The organism is Carnobacterium maltaromaticum DSM 20342 (assembly GCF_000744945.1).
GTDB lineage: Bacteria > Bacillota > Bacilli > Lactobacillales > Carnobacteriaceae > Carnobacterium > Carnobacterium maltaromaticum.
In genome coordinates, this window is sequence record NZ_JQMX01000001.1 from 234,951 (window position 1) to 253,227 (window position 18,277).

The 18,277-nt window shown below is 35.6% G+C and carries 14 protein-coding genes; 13 read left to right on the plus strand and 1 reads right to left on the minus strand.

From position 1 onward, the window contains the following. The first annotated feature begins 156 nt into the window (after positions 1 to 156). Both BR77_RS01120 and BR77_RS01125 read left to right on the plus strand, forming a co-directional pair. Positions 157 to 2,496, plus strand: coding sequence for an FtsK/SpoIIIE family DNA translocase (locus BR77_RS01120; protein ID WP_016356491.1), 2,340 nt, complete (start codon positions 157 to 159; stop codon positions 2,494 to 2,496). Positions 2,497 to 2,757: 261 nt separating this feature from the next. Further along, positions 2,758 to 3,810: a BMP family lipoprotein gene (locus BR77_RS01125; protein ID WP_010054225.1), complete on the plus strand. Its 1,053-nt coding sequence runs from the start codon at positions 2,758 to 2,760 to the stop codon at positions 3,808 to 3,810. Between the two features lie 46 nt (positions 3,811 to 3,856). Here the strand turns inward: BR77_RS01125 and BR77_RS01130 are convergent, their stop codons facing one another. After that, complete coding sequence (locus BR77_RS01130) at positions 3,857 to 4,237, minus strand: DUF488 domain-containing protein (protein ID WP_015076699.1); 381 nt, start codon at positions 4,235 to 4,237, stop codon at positions 3,857 to 3,859. A 302-nt stretch (positions 4,238 to 4,539) separates the two neighbouring features. Between BR77_RS01130 and BR77_RS01135 the strand changes: the two genes are divergently transcribed. From BR77_RS01135 to BR77_RS01185, 11 genes are all read left to right on the plus strand, one after another. After that, on the plus strand, positions 4,540 to 6,081 hold the full coding sequence (locus tag BR77_RS01135) for an ABC transporter ATP-binding protein (protein ID WP_033257515.1): 1,542 nt from the start codon (positions 4,540 to 4,542) through the stop codon (positions 6,079 to 6,081). Next, complete coding sequence (locus tag BR77_RS01140) at positions 6,071 to 7,168, plus strand: ABC transporter permease (protein ID WP_015076698.1); 1,098 nt, start codon at positions 6,071 to 6,073, stop codon at positions 7,166 to 7,168. The genes BR77_RS01135 and BR77_RS01140 overlap by 11 nt, the downstream gene beginning before the upstream one ends. Before the next feature lies 1 nt (position 7,169). Then, positions 7,170 to 8,132, plus strand: a complete 963-nt coding sequence (locus tag BR77_RS01145; protein ID WP_010054229.1) for an ABC transporter permease — start codon at positions 7,170 to 7,172, stop codon at positions 8,130 to 8,132. 178 nt (positions 8,133 to 8,310) lie between these two features. Next, positions 8,311 to 9,567, plus strand: a complete 1,257-nt coding sequence (gene yfmF, locus BR77_RS01150; protein WP_035063744.1) for an EF-P 5-aminopentanol modification-associated protein YfmF — start codon at positions 8,311 to 8,313, stop codon at positions 9,565 to 9,567. 1 nt (position 9,568) lies between these two features. Beyond that, the gene (gene yfmH, locus BR77_RS01155; RefSeq protein ID WP_015076696.1) at positions 9,569 to 10,870 is read left to right on the plus strand and encodes an EF-P 5-aminopentanol modification-associated protein YfmH; all 1,302 of its coding nucleotides are present in this window, start codon (positions 9,569 to 9,571) and stop codon (positions 10,868 to 10,870) included. Then, positions 10,867 to 11,592 (plus strand): elongation factor P 5-aminopentanone reductase, encoded by a 726-nt coding sequence (gene ymfI / locus BR77_RS01160; protein ID WP_015076695.1) that lies wholly within the window; start codon positions 10,867 to 10,869, stop codon positions 11,590 to 11,592. The genes yfmH and ymfI overlap by 4 nt, the downstream gene beginning before the upstream one ends. Before the next feature lie 97 nt (positions 11,593 to 11,689). Continuing rightward, a complete protein-coding gene (locus BR77_RS01165; RefSeq protein ID WP_010054235.1) occupies positions 11,690 to 12,574 on the plus strand; it encodes a helix-turn-helix domain-containing protein in 885 nt (294 codons plus the stop codon). A 79-nt stretch (positions 12,575 to 12,653) separates the two neighbouring features. Next, positions 12,654 to 14,729, plus strand: a complete 2,076-nt coding sequence (locus tag BR77_RS01170) for a Na+/H+ antiporter (RefSeq protein ID WP_015076693.1) — start codon at positions 12,654 to 12,656, stop codon at positions 14,727 to 14,729. 137 nt (positions 14,730 to 14,866) lie between these two features. Further along, positions 14,867 to 15,445: a CDP-diacylglycerol--glycerol-3-phosphate 3-phosphatidyltransferase gene (pgsA, locus tag BR77_RS01175; RefSeq protein ID WP_010054237.1), complete on the plus strand. Its 579-nt coding sequence runs from the start codon at positions 14,867 to 14,869 to the stop codon at positions 15,443 to 15,445. Between the two features lie 111 nt (positions 15,446 to 15,556). After that, positions 15,557 to 16,951, plus strand: coding sequence for a metallophosphoesterase (locus BR77_RS01180; protein WP_015076692.1), 1,395 nt, complete (start codon positions 15,557 to 15,559; stop codon positions 16,949 to 16,951). A gap of 53 nt (positions 16,952 to 17,004) precedes the next feature. After that, positions 17,005 to 18,264: a competence/damage-inducible protein A gene (locus tag BR77_RS01185; protein WP_015076691.1), complete on the plus strand. Its 1,260-nt coding sequence runs from the start codon at positions 17,005 to 17,007 to the stop codon at positions 18,262 to 18,264. Positions 18,265 to 18,277: the final 13 nt, after the last annotated feature.

Consider the following 18,277-nt stretch of genomic DNA (forward strand, 5'->3'; position numbering starts at 1 on the left):
TTTTAGTTTCTTCTATTTAAAAGTTGTTCATTCGAGAACTGAAATTCTCGAATGAACAACTTTTTTTGTTGCAATCGTTAAAGGAATACACAAAAAAGGGGACAAATGTTCCCTTTTTTGTGTATAATAGGTAAGGTAGATGAAAGGAGCAAAATCGTGGCACAAAAAAAGAAAAAGAAAAAAAATACAAAAAAACAACAAGGACGCAACCTTTCAATTGAAATTATCGGATTAATATTTATTTGTTCCGCTATTTTAGCAGGAATTAAACTGGGTTTTGTTGGTCGTTTAATGGCTAATTTATTCCGCTTTTTTGTAGGAAATACCTATTTGGTTAGTGTACTTATTTTTGGGTTATATGGCACTTATTTATTAATTCGCGGCAAAGAGCCAGTGTATAAAAACAAAAAAATTATTGGGTTTAGTGTAATTTATACTAGTGTTTTAATCTTATTCCACGCTTTTTTATTCGGTCCAATTATGGATACCAAGGTCAATGTGATTTCTGCAACAATTCGCTATTTCATGACGGATATGTCTGCTAGTACAACAACTCAATCGCTTGGTGGTGGGATGATTGGTGCATTATTGTATAGTTTGAGTTACTTTTTATTTTCTCAATGGGGAACTTATTTAATTAGTGGGCTTATTTTTGTAATTGGAATTTTTCTGTTCTTTAATTTATCGTTTAAAGTGGCATTAGAGTATGTTCGCAATTATCTTAGAAAAATGTATGCACTGTTAAAAGAGAAATGGATTGTGTACAAAGAGCAACAAGCGATAAAGAAAACTCAACAAGAAAAGAGTCAAGCAGAAGCAGTTGCTAAAAATAAGGTTAAGCCAATCTCAGCTGGGAAAAAATTGGCTGAGGAAGTGAAGGAACCTGAAAAAGGTGAGGCTCAGCAGTTAAATTTAGAAATCGATAGTTACCAAAGTCGGGTGCAAAAGCCTGAAGTAAAAGTAGAACAAGCAACAGAGGTAATGGATGTAAGTGACGCGAATGAAGAGGGGTTAAGTGAACTAGAATTTGAAATTCAAGCAGAGCCTGAAAATCGTGATTACCAATTGCCACCAACATCACTACTAAATGAAATTGAAGCCTTGGATCAAACCAATGAATACGCGCTGATTAAATTAAACGTGAAAAAGCTAGAGGAAACTTTTGCTAGTTTTGGTGTAGAAGCTAAAGTAACAAAAGCGAATTTGGGTCCAGCAGTAACTAAGTATGAAGTGCAGCCAGCTGTTGGGGTTAAAGTTAGTAAAATTGTTGGATTAAGTGATGATATTGCTCTGGCCTTGGCTGCCAAAGATATTCGAATGGAAGCGCCAATTCCAGGGAAGTCATTTATTGGAATTGAAGTTCCTAATAGTGAAGTGAGTACTGTTGCTTTTCGTGACATTATTGAAGGCCAAACGATTCATCCAGATAAATTATTGGAAGTTCCTTTGGGCAGAGATATTACTGGATCTGTGGCTGTAGCTGACTTAAGCAAAATGCCTCATTTATTAGTTGCGGGTTCAACTGGTAGTGGCAAATCAGTTTGTATTAATGGCATTATTACAAGCATCTTGATGCGCGCTAAACCGAACGAAGTTAAATTGATGATGATTGATCCGAAAATGGTCGAGCTAAATGTATACAATGGAATTCCGCATCTTTTAACGCCAGTTGTGACAAATCCTAAAAAAGCTGCTCAAGCTTTGCAAAAAGTTGTTATCGAGATGGAACAGCGGTATGAAAAATTTGCTGCGACAGGTATGAGAAATATAACCGGTTATAACGCTATGGTGATTGAACACAATTTGGAAAATGGTGAAAATAATCCGACATTGCCTTATATTGTTGTTATTGTCGATGAGTTAGCCGATTTAATGATGGTCGCAAGTAATGAAGTTGAAGAGTCAATTACTCGTTTAGCGCAAATGGCTCGTGCAGCGGGAATTCATATGATCTTAGCTACTCAAAGACCTAGTGTGGATGTTATTACTGGGATTATTAAAGCTAATGTCCCTTCAAGAATAGCTTTCGCTGTTTCTAGTGGAACGGATTCACGAACGATTATTGATGGAAGTGGTGCTGAAAAATTATTGGGCCGTGGAGATATGCTCTTTTTACCAATGGGAGAAAATAAACCTGTTCGTGTTCAAGGGGCCTTCATTTCAGATGCAGAAGTTGAACGAGTTGTTGAATTTGTAACAGAGCAACAAGGAGCGAACTATCAAGAAGAAATGATGCCAACTGAAATTCCTGAAACGGTTAACGGCGAAGTTCAAGACGAATTATACGATGATGCTGTTGCGATGGTTTTAGAGATGCAAACAGCTAGTATATCTTTGTTGCAACGTCGTTTTAGAATTGGGTATAATAGAGCTGCTCGTTTAGTGGATGAAATGGAGATGCGTGGTATTGTAGGTCCTTCTGAAGGAAGTAAACCACGTAAAGTTAATATTACTCATTTACCCCAAAGAGAGTCAGAAGAATCAAATCCAACTTAAAAAAGAGCTTAATATGTAAATCGTTGTTAGCAGGTTAGTTCTGTTGACGACGATTTTTTTATTAATCGAAAGCCAATTCTTAATAAAGAGGCCTTGAAAATGATAATATCATTAAAAAGTGAACGTTTTTTAAGAAAAACGGTTTCATTAATCGCATTAGCAGTTTATTTTCTGAGTGAAAGGTGGTAGAATACAGATGAGTGATGAATTGCTAGTTTTAGCGACTCATTTTCATATAAAAAATGTTGGAGGGGTTCTAAATTGAAAAAACGTAATCTTATGGGTCTACTTGCACTAGGTGTTGGTGTTAGTATGACATTAGCTGCTTGTGGTGGCAACAGTGGAGACAAAGGCAAAGATGGTGGAGATGATAAAAAAACAACTCACACAGCAGCAATGGTAACAGATGTTGGTGGAGTGGATGATAAATCCTTCAACCAATCAGCTTGGGAAGGTTTACAAGCGTGGGGTAAAGAACATGGCCTTAAAAAGGGGAAAGATGGCTTTAACTATTTGCAATCAAACTCTGACTCAGATTTCGTAACAAATTTAAACAGTGCCGTTAAAGGTAATTTTAATACCGTATTTGGAATTGGATATAAAATTGCACCAGCATTAGAAGATGTAGCTAAACAAAATCCTAAAACAAACTTTGCAATCATTGATTCAGTTGTTGAAGGAGATAACGTAGTTTCAATCGTCTTTAAAGATAATGAAGCTGCATTTTTAGCAGGAGTTGCTGCTGCTAAAACAACTGAAACGAAAAAATTAGGTTTCATTGGTGGACAAGAAGGCGAAGTAATTGGCCGTTTTGAAGCTGGATTTATTGCAGGCGTAAAAGCTGTTGATCCTGATATCGATGTAAAAGTTGAATATGCTGGTTCATTTGGTGATCCTGCAAAAGGGAAACAACTAGCAGCTGCAATGTATAACAGTGGCATTGATATTATCTATCAAGCAGCTGGCGATACTGGTAATGGTGTCTTCTCAGAAGCTAAAGATATCATGAAAGCTGATGAGTCTAAAAAAGTTTGGGTTATCGGTGTTGACCGTGATCAAGATGCTGAAGGTGAATATGACGGAGGAAACTTAACATTAACTTCAACCCTTAAAGGTGTAGCTGCAACGGTTATTGATATTTCAAACCGTGCAATGGACGATAAATTCCCTGGTGGCGAAACATTGACTTATGGATTGAAAGAAGATGGCGTTGGTATCACTGAAGGAAATCTTTCTAAAGAAGTTCTGAAAGATGTCGATGACTATAAAGCACAAATTATTGATGGAAAAGTTGAAGTTCCAGAAAAGCCTTAATTTCATTCATCTATATAAAAAGACCGAAGCAGCTGCTTCGGTCTTTTTACTTAGTAGAAGTTAATTTAGCACCATATTCTTTTTTCATAATAGATAGTAATACAACTACATGATTGACTTCATAGCTTTTAGCTGCAAACAGAAAGGTTAGTGTTTCATGCTGACTTTTTTTGCTAAGCTCTTGCATTTTATTTTTAGCCGTTGTAGAAGAAAATAATTCTTTTCGATAGGCGGCAGCAAATTCAGGCATTTTTTCTTCTTCATGGTTAAACCATTTACGCAATTGTGTAGAAGGTGCGAGTTCTTTTGCCCAATAGTCAAGATGAGCTGAAGTTTTTTTGATTCCTCTTGGCCAAAGTCGATCGACTAGGACGCGTGTCCCATCGGTTGCATCATAGTCTTCATAAATCCGTTTCATAGCTAACATAATTAGGACTTCTTTCTTTTAGATTTTTTATTTGTCTCTATTATTATAACATTCGGAAACGATAACCGTAAAAAATTAGCTGGAATGAATGCTCATTCTTTGATTAAATGTTACTCTTTTTAATGCATACACGAATAAAAAGTGAAAAAATTTATTTATTCTTTCTTTTTTTCATGAAAATAACAGAATACTTTCATTTTTAGCTAGCCCTTTCATTTTAAATAAAGTATAATATACAAGGAAAAACAGCAATTATAAAGAAGGAGTGAGCCAACGTGACAGGGACAGATTATGTAATTGAAATGTCTGGAATAACCAAGCAATTTGGCGATTTCAAGGCCAATGATAACATTAATCTCCAATTAAAAAAGGGTGAGATACATGCTCTTTTAGGTGAAAACGGTGCGGGTAAATCCACACTAATGAATATTCTTTCTGGGCTTCTTGAGCCAACTTCCGGGGATATTAAGATTAATGGAAAAAAAGTAACAATTTCGTCTCCTAGTATGGCTAATAAGTTAGGAATTGGAATGGTTCATCAACACTTCATGTTAGTGAAGAAGTTTACCGTTACTGAAAATATTATTTTAGGTAGCGAACCAAGTAAACTAGGCTTTATTGATAAGCTTGCTGCAAAAAAAATTATTAAGGAACTATCAGGTAAATATGGTCTGGCAGTGGATGCAAATGCTGTTGTAGAAGATATCTCGGTTGGGATGGAGCAACGAGTTGAAATTATTAAAACACTTTATCGTGGTGCGGATATTTTAATTTTAGATGAACCAACGGCTGTGTTAACGCCTCAAGAAATTGGTGAATTAATTGAGATCATGCACGAACTAGTTAAAGAAGGTAAATCCATTATTTTAATTACCCACAAACTAGACGAGATTAAGCAAGTTGCTGATCGATGTACAGTTATTAGACGTGGACAAAGTATTGGTACTGTAAATGTAAAAGAAACAAGTCAACAACAGTTAGCTGATATGATGGTTGGACGTTCAGTGTCATTTAAAACAACGAAAACGGCCGCAAAACCAAAAGAAGTAGTTTTATCTGTTGAAAATTTGATTGTTAAAGAGTCTCGTGGTTTGGATGCGGTTAAAGATTTAAGTTTAGAAGTTCGAGCCGGTGAAGTTTTAGGAATTGCAGGAATTGACGGAAATGGTCAAAGCGAATTGATTCAAGCGATTACTGGTTTAAGTAAAGTTGAAAAAGGAAAAATTACGTTAAATGGTCGAGAAATTCAAAATCTACCACCACGTAAAATTACTGAGACTGGTTTAGGTCACATTCCTGAAGATCGCCATAAATATGGTTTAGTCTTACCAATGAGTTTAGAAGATAATATTGCGTTACAAACCTACTATCAAAAACCATTAAGTAGCCATGGTTTCCTAAATCAACAAGCAATTAATACCTATGCTAAAAAATTAATTGCTGAATTTGATGTTCGTTGTCACAATGAACGTGTGCCAGCAAGTGCCTTGTCTGGGGGAAATCAACAAAAAGCGATTATTGCTCGTGAGTTAGATCGAAATCCGTCACTCTTAATTGCAGCTCAGCCAACTCGTGGTTTAGATGTTGGAGCAATTGAATATATTCACAAACGTTTGATTGAGCAACGAGATAATGATAAAGCTGTTTTATTAATGAGTTTTGAATTAGATGAAATTTTAAATGTTTCAGATCGTATCGCTGTTATGTATGAAGGCAATATTGTCGCAGTGGTAAAACCTGAGGAAACAACGAGGGAAGAGTTAGGCTTATTGATGGCTGGTTCTTCACTTGAAAAAGCCCGTGCAGCAGAGTCTGCTGGAAAGGAGCACTCGATTGAATCATAAAAGTGAACGTCTTATAAATATATTAGTTCCGGTTTTATCTGTTGTTTTAGGTTTGTTATTAGGTGCCATTATTATGTGGTCTTTTGGTTACGATCCAGTTTTAGGTTATACCTCTTTAGTTGAGGGAGCATTTGGTGGGCCTTTTTATATAGGTGAAACATTGCGTCAAGCAACACCATTAATTTTAACTGCATTAGGTTTTGCGGTAGCCAATACGGCAGGATTTTTCAATATTGGTGTTGCCGGTCAAGCACTATTTGGTTGGGTTGGATCGGTTACGATGGCATTAATGATGCCTGATTTACCTAAGCTGCTTTTAGTTCCACTTTGCTTGATCGTTGGTGCTTTATGTGGCGCTATCTGGGCTGGAATTGCTGGTTTTTTACGTGCTTATTTTGATACCAGTGAAGTGATTGTAACGATTATGTTAAACTATACGGCTTTATATATCGCGAATCATATGGTTCGGAATGTATTAACCAAAGGGGACGATGCGACACCACGGATTTCTGAAAATGCAAGTTTGCGTTCAGAGTGGTTAGCCCAAATTAGTGATAATTCAACGCTCCATTATGGTCTATTATTAGCAATTATTATGTGTGTTGTCGTTTGGATTATGATGCAAAAAACGACTTTGGGTTATGAATTACGTGCCGTTGGATTAAATCCATATGCTTCAGAGTATTCAGGTATGAGTACGAAGAAAAATATTATCCTAGCTATGGTTATTTCTGGTGGTTTAGCTGGTTTAGGTGGTAGTATGGAAGGTTTAGGAAATTTCCAAAATCTATTTGTACAAGGTAGTATGCCGAGCATTGGCTTTGACGGAATGGCTGTTTCTTTATTAGGAGCAGGAAATCCATTTGGGATATTACTAGCAGGTCTTTTATTTGGAGCATTGAAAATTGGTGGGATTAGCATGCCAATGGGATCAGATGTTCCGACAGAAGTTGTTGATATTGTTATTGCCTCAATTATTTTCTTCGTTGGTTCAAGTTATTTGATTCGTTACTTTATGAATAAGGCAAAACGACCAAATCGTAAAATAGCTGCAACTAACAGTGAAGCTAAGAAAGGGGTGAATTAACGTGGATGCTTTTATTTCAACAGTTTCAATCGTCGTATCATCAGCGTTAATTTATGCTGCTCCATTAATTTTTACCGCATTGGGCGGAACATTTTCTGAACGTGGTGGAATTGTTAATGTTGGGCTAGAAGGAATTATGGTTATGGGCGCTTTTTCTTCAATCGTCTTTAACTTAGCTTTTGCGGAGCAATTAGGTTCTTGGACTCCTTGGATTGCCTTACTAGTTGGTGGGGGTATTGGTGTGATTTTCTCTTTAATTCATGCAGTTGCAACTGTCAATTTACGTGCCAATCATATCGTGTCAGGAACGGTTATTAATATGCTGGCACCAGCTTTAGCAGTCTTTTTAACGCGCGTCCTATTTGAGGGCAAGGGTCAAACAGATATTATTCAACAAAATTTTGGGAAAAGTAGCATTCCTTTATTGAAAGATATTCCTATTATTGGGAAAATGTTCTTTACAAATACATCAGCAATGGCTTTTGTTGCGATGTTTGTGGCTATATTAGCATGGTTTTTACTTTTTAAAACACGTTTTGGTTTACGTTTGCGTTCAGTTGGTGAGCATCCGCAAGCAGCAGATACGTTAGGAATTAATGTCTATCTAATGCGCTATGCAGGTGTGATGATTTCTGGATTATTAGGTGGTATTGGTGGAGCTGTTGCAGCCCAATCAATCTCTTTAAATTTCTCGCATTCAACTATTGCAGGTCAAGGTTTTATTGCCTTAGCAGCAATGATTTTTGGGAAATGGAATCCACTTGGCGCAATGGGTGCAGCCATATTCTTTGGTTTTGCTCAAAGTTTAAGTGTGATTGGAAGTTATATCCCATTAATTAAAGATGTTCCGAGTGTTGTGTTACAAACGGCACCTTACATTTTGACAATTATTGTGTTAGTTGGTGTAATCGGGAAGTCAGAAGCTCCAGCGGCTGACGGCGAAACCTATATTAAATCAAAATAACAATAAGAAATCAGCCTTTTGTCCCTTGTGGAGAAAGGCTGATTTTTTGTATAATAAATGAGTCAGCTTTTATATTAGATTAGAAAAATAACGTCGATGAGTATTTCTAATTGTAATCTTTTCCTAATTCACTTATGATAGAGGAATGGAAGTTTTTAATTGCTTAAGGAGGAAAACGATGACAATTCAACTTGAAGAAGGAGTACATTTACATGTAATCCCAACTAAAAAATATAAAACGGTTCGTTTTGTGCTTAAATTCAGAGCGCCAATAGATGCAGAAACGATTACAAAACGTGCTTTATTATCTAGTATTTTAGAAACAAATAGTAAAAAATATCCCACTCAAACACAGCTAAGAAGCGAGTTGGCTAATTTATATGGTGCTAGCTTTGGTCTATCTGTAACGAAAAAAGGGACTCAACATATTTTTACAGCGGGAATGAATTTGGTAAATGAAAAATATTTGTCAGGTGAACCGGCTGTTTTAATGAACGGCATTGCCCTACTTAAAGAAATTTTGTTAAATCCAAATGCAGCAGATGGCAAGTTTGATGAGGCTACATTTCAACGTGAGAAAGAAAATTTATTTGATTATTATGAATCTATTTTTGATGACAAACAGGCCTATGCGAGCTTAGCATTACAATCTCTTTATTTTGAAAACGAGGATCAAAAAATGCCTAGTATTGGTACAGCTGAAGAGCTAGAAAAAATCACAGCGACTTCTCTATATACCTATTATCAACAACTTATTAAAGAAGATACTATTGATATTTATGTTTTAGGAGATGTAGATGCTCTTGAAATGAAGGCTGCATTTGCAGACTTTAATTTCACTCCGCGCAAAAAAGCAACTGGATCAATTTACTATAAGGAAACTTTGCGAAATAATAGTAAATCTGAAGTAGAAAAGCAAGAGATTACTCAAGCAAAATACAATTTAGCTTATGAGACAAATGGGTATTACTTGGAAAAAGATTATTTTGCTTTGCAAGTGTTTAATGGTTTATTTGGTGGATACCCGCATTCTAAATTATTTATGAATGTTCGTGAAAAAGAAAGTTTGGCTTACTATGCATCTAGCTCACTAGATACTTTTAGAGGAATGATGACAGTTCAAACTGGAATTGAAAGTAGTAAAGTTCAACAAGTTTCTGAAATTATTGCGTTACAACTAGCTGAAATGCAAGAAGGAAATTTTTCAGAAGAAGCGATGAATCAAACAAAAGAAATGTTAAAAAATCAGATTTTACAATCAGAAGATAATTCGGGAGCGTTAATTGAACGGATGTATATCTATGATGTTGTCGATAAAAAGTTATCGGTAGAGGAATGGCAAAATGCTGTTGACGCTGTTAAAAAAGAAGAAATCATTGCAGTTGCCAACCAAGTACATTTAAAAGCGACATTCTTTTTAACTGGGGAGGCGTAACATGGAAAAAAAAGAGTATCAACAACTAGACGAAACACTTTATACAGAGACTTTGCCAAATGGCTTAAAGGTAACGTTATTACCCAAAAATGAGTTCCATAAAACGTATGCCTTGTTTACGACGAATTACGGATCAATTGATAACCAATTTATCCCACTAGGAAAATCAGAAATGGTTACAGTCCCTGATGGAATTGCTCATTTTTTAGAGCATAAAATGTTTGAAAAAGAAGATGGAGATATTTTTAATACATTTGGGAAGCAGGGAGCTTCTGCTAATGCTTTTACAAGTTTTACTCGGACGAGCTATTTATTTTCTAGTACTAGTCATGTTTTAGAGAATGTAGCAACCTTGTTAGATTTTGTCCAAGAACCATATTTTACCAAAGAAACGGTTGATAAGGAGAAAGGCATTATCGCTCAAGAAATTCAAATGTATGATGATGAACCAGACTGGCGCTTATTCTTCGGCATCATTGGCAATATGTATCCATTACACCCGCTCCATATTGATATTGCAGGAACTGTTGATAGTATTATGGATATTACTGCTGAAAATCTGTACGAATCTTATGAAACATTTTATCACCCAAGCAATATGAATTTATTAGTTGTTGGTAAAATGGATCCAACTGAGATGATGGAGTGGATTCGTCAAAATCAAGCCAAGAAAGACTTTCCGCAAGCGACTGATATAGTGCGCCATTTTCCAACTGAAACTGTTAGTGAAATTAAAGCCTTTGATCAGATTGAAATGCCTGTTAATCGTGCGAAAAGCATTGTTGGGGTTAAAGGTGTAGCGCCAGCGCCCGTTGGTAAGGCTGCCTTAGTTTATAAAACCACAATGAATCTTCTATTAAGTTTATTATTTGGTTCAACATCTGAAAATTATTTGCGTTTGTATAACGAAGGAACCATTGATGATAGTTTTTCCTATGAATTTAATTTAGAAAGAACCTTCCATTTTGTCGATGTTGGCGGAGATGCAAAAGATCCGAAGGCTTTAAGTGACGCGGTAAAAGCGATATTAATCAATGCTAAAACAAGCCCTGAATTAACACAAGAAAATCTAGAAATGGTCAAAAAGCGTATGATTGGTAGTGTTTTACAATCACTGAATTCACTAGAATATATTGCGAATCAATACAGCCAGGAGTCTTATGGGGAAGCTAGTTTATTTGATTTGGTCCCAATAATTGAAGCTATTTCATTAACTGAAGTCGTTCACTTAGCTGAAAACTTCATGGTACCTGAACATATGAGTGTTTTCCATATTGTTCCTAAAGGAGCGAGTAAAGCGTGAAATTTGCTTTAATTATGGGCGCTAGTGGGGATATTGGAGCTGCAATTGCGCAAGATTTAGCCAAAGCTGGCTGGTCATTATATTTGCATTACCATACTGATTTTTCTAGTGTTGAAAAGCAAGTAGAAGCCTATCAAGTACAGTATCCTCAACAAGATTTTTTTACCCTTCAATTGGATATGACCAATGAAACCGAAATTCCGTCTTTTTTAGATTCTATTTTTCAATTAGATGCTTTTATTATTGCTAGCGGCTTTACTCAGTATCAATTACTAACTGATACTGAGTCACAAGTCATGGATCGGATGTGGCAAGTCCATATCAAAACTCCAATTTTATTAGTGCAAAAGTTGCAAAAAAAATTAGCCGCAAGTGCGAATGGACGAGTGATTTTTATTAGTTCTATATATGGCGAGGTAGGTAGTGCCATGGAGGTTCTTTATTCAACGACTAAAGGAGCTCAGCTAGCTTTTGTCAGGTCTTATAGTAAAGAAGTAGCGAGCCTAGGGATTACCGTAAATGCAATCTCACCAGGAGTCATTGCAACTAAGATGAATCAGTCATTTTCTGAAGCTGAATTCAACGCATTAAAAAGTGAAATTCCACTTGGTAGAATGGGTTCAACTGCTGAGATTAGTTTTTGGGTACAACAATTAGTTGAGCCGTTAAGTCAGTATATGACGGGCCAGTCACTAATTGTCAGCGGTGGATGGTTAAAGTAAAGAAAAAATTAATGTTTTGTTATAGATTCCTATGCTATAATAATATGGATATGAGAAATTAATTCTCTAAAAAAGAGATCTAGTGGGTGGTTGGTTTATGAATGAAATAGGTGAAAAATTACAAGAAGCTAGAAAAGCAAAGGGATACACATTAGATGATTTGCAACAAATGACTAAAATTCAAAAACGTTATTTAATTGCAATTGAAGAAGGTAATTTTGATGTGATGCCTGGCAAGTTTTATGCCCGTGCTTTTATAAAACAATATGCTGATACTGTTGGGTTAAATGGTGATCAGTTATTGGAACAATACACAGATGCTGTTCCACAAACACATGATGAAGAATATGTTGAGAAAGTCAATACAAACCAAACACGTTCTGAAAATCATGTAACGAATGAATTGGTAGAGAAGATAAAAAATATGCTACCAACGATTTTGATTGTTCTTTTGGTTTTTGCGATTATCGGTGGAATTTGGTATGCGGCAACTAAAACTGGAAATAAAGACGATGGGTCGATTATTTCAAAAGATGCTGACAGTGTATCCATTACAAGTACGAGTGAATCGAAAGAATCAAGCCAAGAAAAAGAAAGTCAATCTTCTAGTTCTAAAGAACCTGAAAAAGAACCAGAAAAACCTAAACAAGCTGTAGCTGTAGCTTCTTCAACGGGTGCTACAACCGAATATACAGTGACAAATGCAACTGAACCTGGGACTATTACATTAACTGCCCAAGGAGGCGCAAGTTGGGTTGGTGTTGAAGTAAACGGAGCTCCTGCAGATCAAAAAACAATGCAGAGTGGTGAGAGTTTAGAAGTTCCATTACCAGCAGGAACAACTTCTGTTTCGGTTAGAATCGGAAATGCTGCTGCGACTAGTATTACCTTAAACGGTGAAGCGGTAGCCTTTGCACCTGAAGCGGCAGGCGTTATTACGCAAAGTTTAACCTTTACGATTACTCCTGTAGTGGCTCAATAAACTAAAATTTCATTAGCCGGTTTGCTGGCTAATGAAATTTTTTTGTTTGAATAAATTTAGTTTGTATCGGAGGTCAAATATGGAAACGTTATTTTTATTTTTAATTATGATTGTTGGCATTATATTTTCTGCAGTTATTAGTAAATATGTACCGAAAATTCCTTTAGCACTGATTCAAATTTCAATTGGGATTTTAATGGTTCTTTTGCCATTAAATCGAGAATTACATTTTGAACCAGAAATATTTATGGTCTGTGTAATCGCACCTTTAGTTTTTTATGAAGGTCAAAAAGTTTCTAGAAAAGAATTGTGGGAATTAAAAGGTCCGATTTTATTACTCGCATTTGGTTTAGTCTTACTATCAGTGGTATTAGGTGGAATTGTGATTCACTGGTTGATTCCAAGTATGCCTTTAGCGATTTCGTTTGCTTTAGCCGCAATTATTTCACCAACAGATACCGTCGCTTTAAAATCAATAGTGAAAAATGTGAAGCTACCAACTAATATTATGGGCGTCCTAGAAGGTGAGTCGTTAATCAATGACGCAGCAGGTCTAGTATCGTTTAAGGTTGCCTTAGGTGTTGCTTTAACTGGTGTTTTTTCAGTAAAAGAAGCAAGTGTCAGCTTTGTTGTAGCAGCGATTGGTGGGGTTGTTTTAGGAGCCTTTATTGGGGTGATGTTTGTCAAATTGCGCTTACATTTAAGGAAAATGGGTTTAGAAGAATCTGAATTGCTTATTCTAATCCAACTAGCCACCCCCTTTGTCATCTATATTTTAGCTGAAAAACTGGAATTTTCTGGCATTTTAGCTGTTGTAGCAGCAGGGATGGTTCATGGTTTTGAGCATGATAAATTACAGAAAACTACAACAAAATTAAAATTAGTATCAAACAATGTTTGGTCTACGTTGGTTTATTTCTTGAACAGTTTAGTATTTTTATTGTTAGGTTCAATATTACCCAGTGTGATACAAGAAATTTGGGATGCGGCAGATGTGCACGTTCTGGATTTAGTATTAGCATCTATTTTGATTATCAGCTTTTTAATGTTTTTACGATTTATATGGGTTTATGTCTTATACAATCATTTTGTTGACCCAAATTACGGTAGTTTTGAAGATTATTTAGCTCAATTAGCTGGAAAAAAATCTGTGGAAAAAGAACCGGAAATTTCTCGTTTCAAGTATGCTTTTATCACGACATTGGCAGGTGTTCATGGAACGATTTCATTAGCGACAGCATTATCTATTCCTTTAATTTTAACTAATGGCGAGGCATTTCCGCTGCGAAACGAACTTCTTTTCATTACTGCCTGTGTCATTCTAATCAGTTTAGTCAGTGCAACCATTTTACTACCTTTAATTTTACCTAAAGAGAAGAATGAACTTATGTTGGTTCCAATTTTAAGTGAGGCCAGTGCCTATCAAAAAGTTTTACAGCAAACGATTGTACGCCTTGAACAAAATAGAACCGATGAAAATCATTATGTTCTAAACGAGATTATAATGGAAATTGGCTCTAAATTGACTGAAATAGAAACAGGTTACGTTCGCGATGAAAATCGTAAGATAATTGCTGAAGTCTTAAAAACAGCTCAAAATGAGGAAAGCCGACAAATTAATGAGTTGTTAGAAAATAACGAAATTTCACCTATGGTTCAACGTTTGTATCAAGTTTATTTAGAAAATTCACGCCAATTTTCAGAAACAAATTTCTTTAAGAAAGTCTGGTTTCGTTTGAAAATGGGCTTAATGAAAAAACGACTTAAGAAAATGCAAAAAGAAAAATTTACTGAGCAGTTTACTGAGCGTTTTCAAGCTAGATTTCATGAAAATAGTGAACTGATTCAAGAATTTACTCATTCTCAACGTTTAATAACGGAAAGTGTGATTGGAACGATTCAAAAACAAATTACACCAGAAAATCGCAAAGAATCTTTAATTGTAATGGAACGCTATAATAGACGCTTGAAATTAGCAAAATTAAGCTCAGGAATTTCTAAAAATGAAGTCCGAAGTTATGCAAGTTTAGCCTTGCAGCTTGAACGTGAAGAAATTCAGCGATTACTAGATGTTGGAGAAATTGACTATGCAACAGCTAATCAATTAGGAGAACGGGTAACTTACGATGAATTAAGTGAGCTTAGTATTAATTAAGATTCAGTAGAATGAGATTTTTATTGACGAGAGCTTCTCGTTTGGCTATCATGGAGAATGTGTCTGTGATAAAATAAGAGAGTAAGTTGAGCAATTGCCTACTAATAATTGCTCGTTAGAAACGGAGGAAATTAAAAGTGAATTTACCAAATAAATTAACTGTATTACGAATTTTTATGATTCCTATTTTTATGATTGTTGTATTAGGATCATTTGACTGGGGACAAGTAACTTGGTTAGGCAGTACAATCGAGATTACACAATTAGTTGGTGCAATTATTTTCGCTGTAGCTAGCATTACAGATTGGCTTGATGGCAAAATAGCACGAGCAAGAGGACTTGTGACGAATTTTGGGAAATTTGCCGATCCTTTGGCAGATAAAATGTTAGTTGTGACAGCTTTTATCGTTTTGGTTGGACAAGGTGTTGTTCCATCATGGGTAGTGGCCATTATTATTTGTCGCGAATTAGCCGTAACAGGTTTACGTTTATTATTAGTCGGAGATGGAGAAGTTATGTCAGCAGCGATGCCTGGTAAAATTAAAACAGCAACTCAAATGATTGCGATTATTTTATTATTACTAAATAACTTTCCATTTGCAGGAATGAATTTTCCTTTTGCTATGATTATGTTGTATATCTGTTTATTCTTCACGGTCTATTCAGGAATTGATTATTTTGTTAAAAATAAACACGTTTTTTCTGGACCCATGTAAGAAAGTAGTTAAAAGAGTAGTTGGATATTATTCCACTGCTCTTTTTTTTAGTTTTTAAGAACATGCTTGTGTTAAAATAGAGGAGCAGGACAAAGTGAAAGAAGGGGAAAAATGAAAAAAAAGAAAACTTTGTTGTTGGCTTTAGGAATCTTTTTTCTATTTTTAAGTGGGTGTAGCCAAAAAAATGAAGCAACACAAAAAGGAACTAACCAAATAAGTGAAAGCAACATAAAAAATCAAGTTGTAGAGCCAGGTTTTAAACTCTGGGTCATTACAGATATTCACTATATCTCACCTAGTTTATATGATGATGGTGAGAAGTTTAAATTTATTATTCAAACATCGGCAGGCAAAGATATCATCTACCAAGAAGAAACATTAGAAGCCCTCGTGTATAAAGCACAGCATGAAAAACCCAATGTTTTAGTTGTAAGTGGCGATTTAACGTTGAATGGTGAGAAACAAAGTGCGATAGAATTAGCTGTATATTTTGCTGAAATCGAAAAAACTGGAACAAACGTTTACGTGATTCCAGGAAATCATGATATTAGTGACGGCTGGGCAAAAAAATATCGGGCTGAGAAAGCGGAGGCGACAGATCAAATTTTACCAAAAGATTTCAGCCGAATTTTTCAAGACTTTGGCTATAATGAAGCGATTAGTGTTGATTCAAATTCTCTCAGCTATTTGGTTGCCCCACGAGAAAATTTATGGATTGCCATGATCGATACAAACAAATATAGTTGGCAAGGATCGACTCGAGGTCCAATTATGAGCGGCAGTCTTAGAGATGAGACTTATCAATGGTTACAGGAATGCTTTACATTAGCTGCTGAAAAAGGTGCCAAAGTGATTCCAGTTATTCATCATAATTTATTGGATCATAACCAGTTGGTCAATCAAGGATTTACATTAGATAATGCTGAAGAAATACAAAAGCTACTTAGTCAAGAAAAGGTATCATTTACTTTATCTGGTCATATTCATGCTCAAGACATTGCTAGCAAGCAGTTAAATGGAGAACCCATTTATGATATTGTCACAGGTTCTTTTGCCATGTTGTCAAATCCAATTGGAGAATTGACTTTTGAAAATGGTCAAATGGAGTATCAACGTATTTCTACAGATGTAGACATCTGGGCCCAAGCAACAAAAAATAAAAATCCCGATTTACTTAATCACAATGAGTATTTAAGGACACTGATGCAAAAAGATGGAGAAGCCTTTGCAATAAGTCAAATCTATGAAGAACAATGGCCAGATAAAAGTCAGGCTGAAAGTATTGGGAAATTTGTTGGTGAAGCTAATATTCGCTTCTTTGGTGGCCAATCTTTTGTTGAAAAAGCAGAAGTGGAAAAAGTCACACGTGAATTGGAACAAAATCCTGCGTACCAAGCATTACAAAAGCAACCGAAAAGTTCTTTAACTAGTTATATTGAGAGCATTTATATTGATCAAGATACCAATAATATCCAATTGAAAATTCCTTTTCAATTTTTAAAATAAAAGTATTTTTTTCAAAGAGTGTATAGTAAGTAAGAAGAGATGGAGGAAGAGCAATGAAAGCAGAAATTATCGCAGTTGGAACGGAATTATTATTAGGACAAATCGTTAATAGCAATGCGGCTTTTCTTTCACAAGAGTTGGCTGTATTAGGAATTAATGTGTATCATCATGTTGTGGTTGGAGATAATCCTGAGCGGCTAGATCAAGTATTAACAGAAGCTGAAAAACGTAGTGATTTAATTATTCTTTCAGGAGGCTTAGGGCCCACTAAAGATGATATGACGAAACAAACAATCGCAGCGCACTTAAATCGATCACTTATAACAGATGCAGCAACACTAAAAACAATTGTTGAATATCATGAAAAAACGAAACGACCGATGCCTGAAAATAATAAATTGCAAGCTGTTGTAATAGAAGGTTCAACAGTTTTAAAAAATCCAACAGGTTTAGCAGCAGGAATGTTTATAAAAGAGAATGGAAAAATGTATGTATTGCTACCAGGACCACCTAGCGAATTAAAGCCAATGTTTTTACAAGAAGCAAGACCTTTACTATTAGCAAATAGTGATAAACCTGAACTGCTTGTTTCAAGAGTATTGCGCTTTTTTGGTATAGGTGAATCGAAATTAGTTACGATTTTAGATGACTTAATTGAAAATCAAAAAAACCCAACGATTGCTCCCTATGCTGGAGTTCATGAAGTAACTTTGCGTTTAACAGCAAATGGAGGCTCTGAGAAAGCCTGTAATGAACTTCTAGATAGATTGGAAGCAACGATTCAAGAAAGGGTAGGAACGTATTTTTATGGCTATGGAGACGAAACAACATTAGTTGAAGTGGTTGTTGATTTATTAAAAGAAAAAAAATTGAAGATAACAGCTGCAGAAAGTTTAACAGGAGGAGCTTTTCAAAGTTTACTAGCTAGCGTTTCAGGAGTTTCTGCTATCTTTGATGGAGGCGTAGTCACTTATAGCAATGAGAGTAAAACAAAGGTATTAGGCGTATCTTCCGACACAATTAAGCAGTATGGAGTTGTTAGCGAGGCATGCAGTATTGAAATGGCAGAAGGTGTTAAACAGTTATACGGAACAGATATAGCTATTTCTTTTACAGGAGTGGCAGGTCCAGAGACATTAGAAAATCAGCCAGCAGGAACAGTTTGGATTGGATTAGCGGTAACAGGTCAAAAAACAATTGCGAAATGTTTTCATTTTGGTAGGAATCGAAATGGCAATCGCGAACAAGCCGCATTAAGTGGATTAGAAATGGTTCGTCGCATATTAAAAAATATTCCGCTAGATGAAGAGTGAAAATGTTGATTTA

What these genes read in the sequence shown, in the direction of transcription:
- BR77_RS01130 (WP_015076699.1), bottom strand. Translation starts at nt 4,237, where the DNA reads ATGTTAGCTATGAAACGGATTTATGAAGACTATGATGCAACCGATGGG.
- BR77_RS01135 (WP_033257515.1), top strand. Translation starts at nt 4,540, where the DNA reads ATGTCTGGAATAACCAAGCAATTTGGCGATTTCAAGGCCAATGATAAC.
- yfmF (WP_035063744.1), top strand. Translation starts at nt 8,311, where the DNA reads ATGACAATTCAACTTGAAGAAGGAGTACATTTACATGTAATCCCAACT.
- yfmH (WP_015076696.1), top strand. Translation starts at nt 9,569, where the DNA reads ATGGAAAAAAAAGAGTATCAACAACTAGACGAAACACTTTATACAGAG.
- BR77_RS01165 (WP_010054235.1), top strand. Translation starts at nt 11,690, where the DNA reads ATGAATGAAATAGGTGAAAAATTACAAGAAGCTAGAAAAGCAAAGGGA.
- BR77_RS01170 (WP_015076693.1), top strand. Translation starts at nt 12,654, where the DNA reads ATGGAAACGTTATTTTTATTTTTAATTATGATTGTTGGCATTATATTT.
- BR77_RS01180 (WP_015076692.1), top strand. Translation starts at nt 15,557, where the DNA reads ATGAAAAAAAAGAAAACTTTGTTGTTGGCTTTAGGAATCTTTTTTCTA.
- BR77_RS01185 (WP_015076691.1), top strand. Translation starts at nt 17,005, where the DNA reads ATGAAAGCAGAAATTATCGCAGTTGGAACGGAATTATTATTAGGACAA.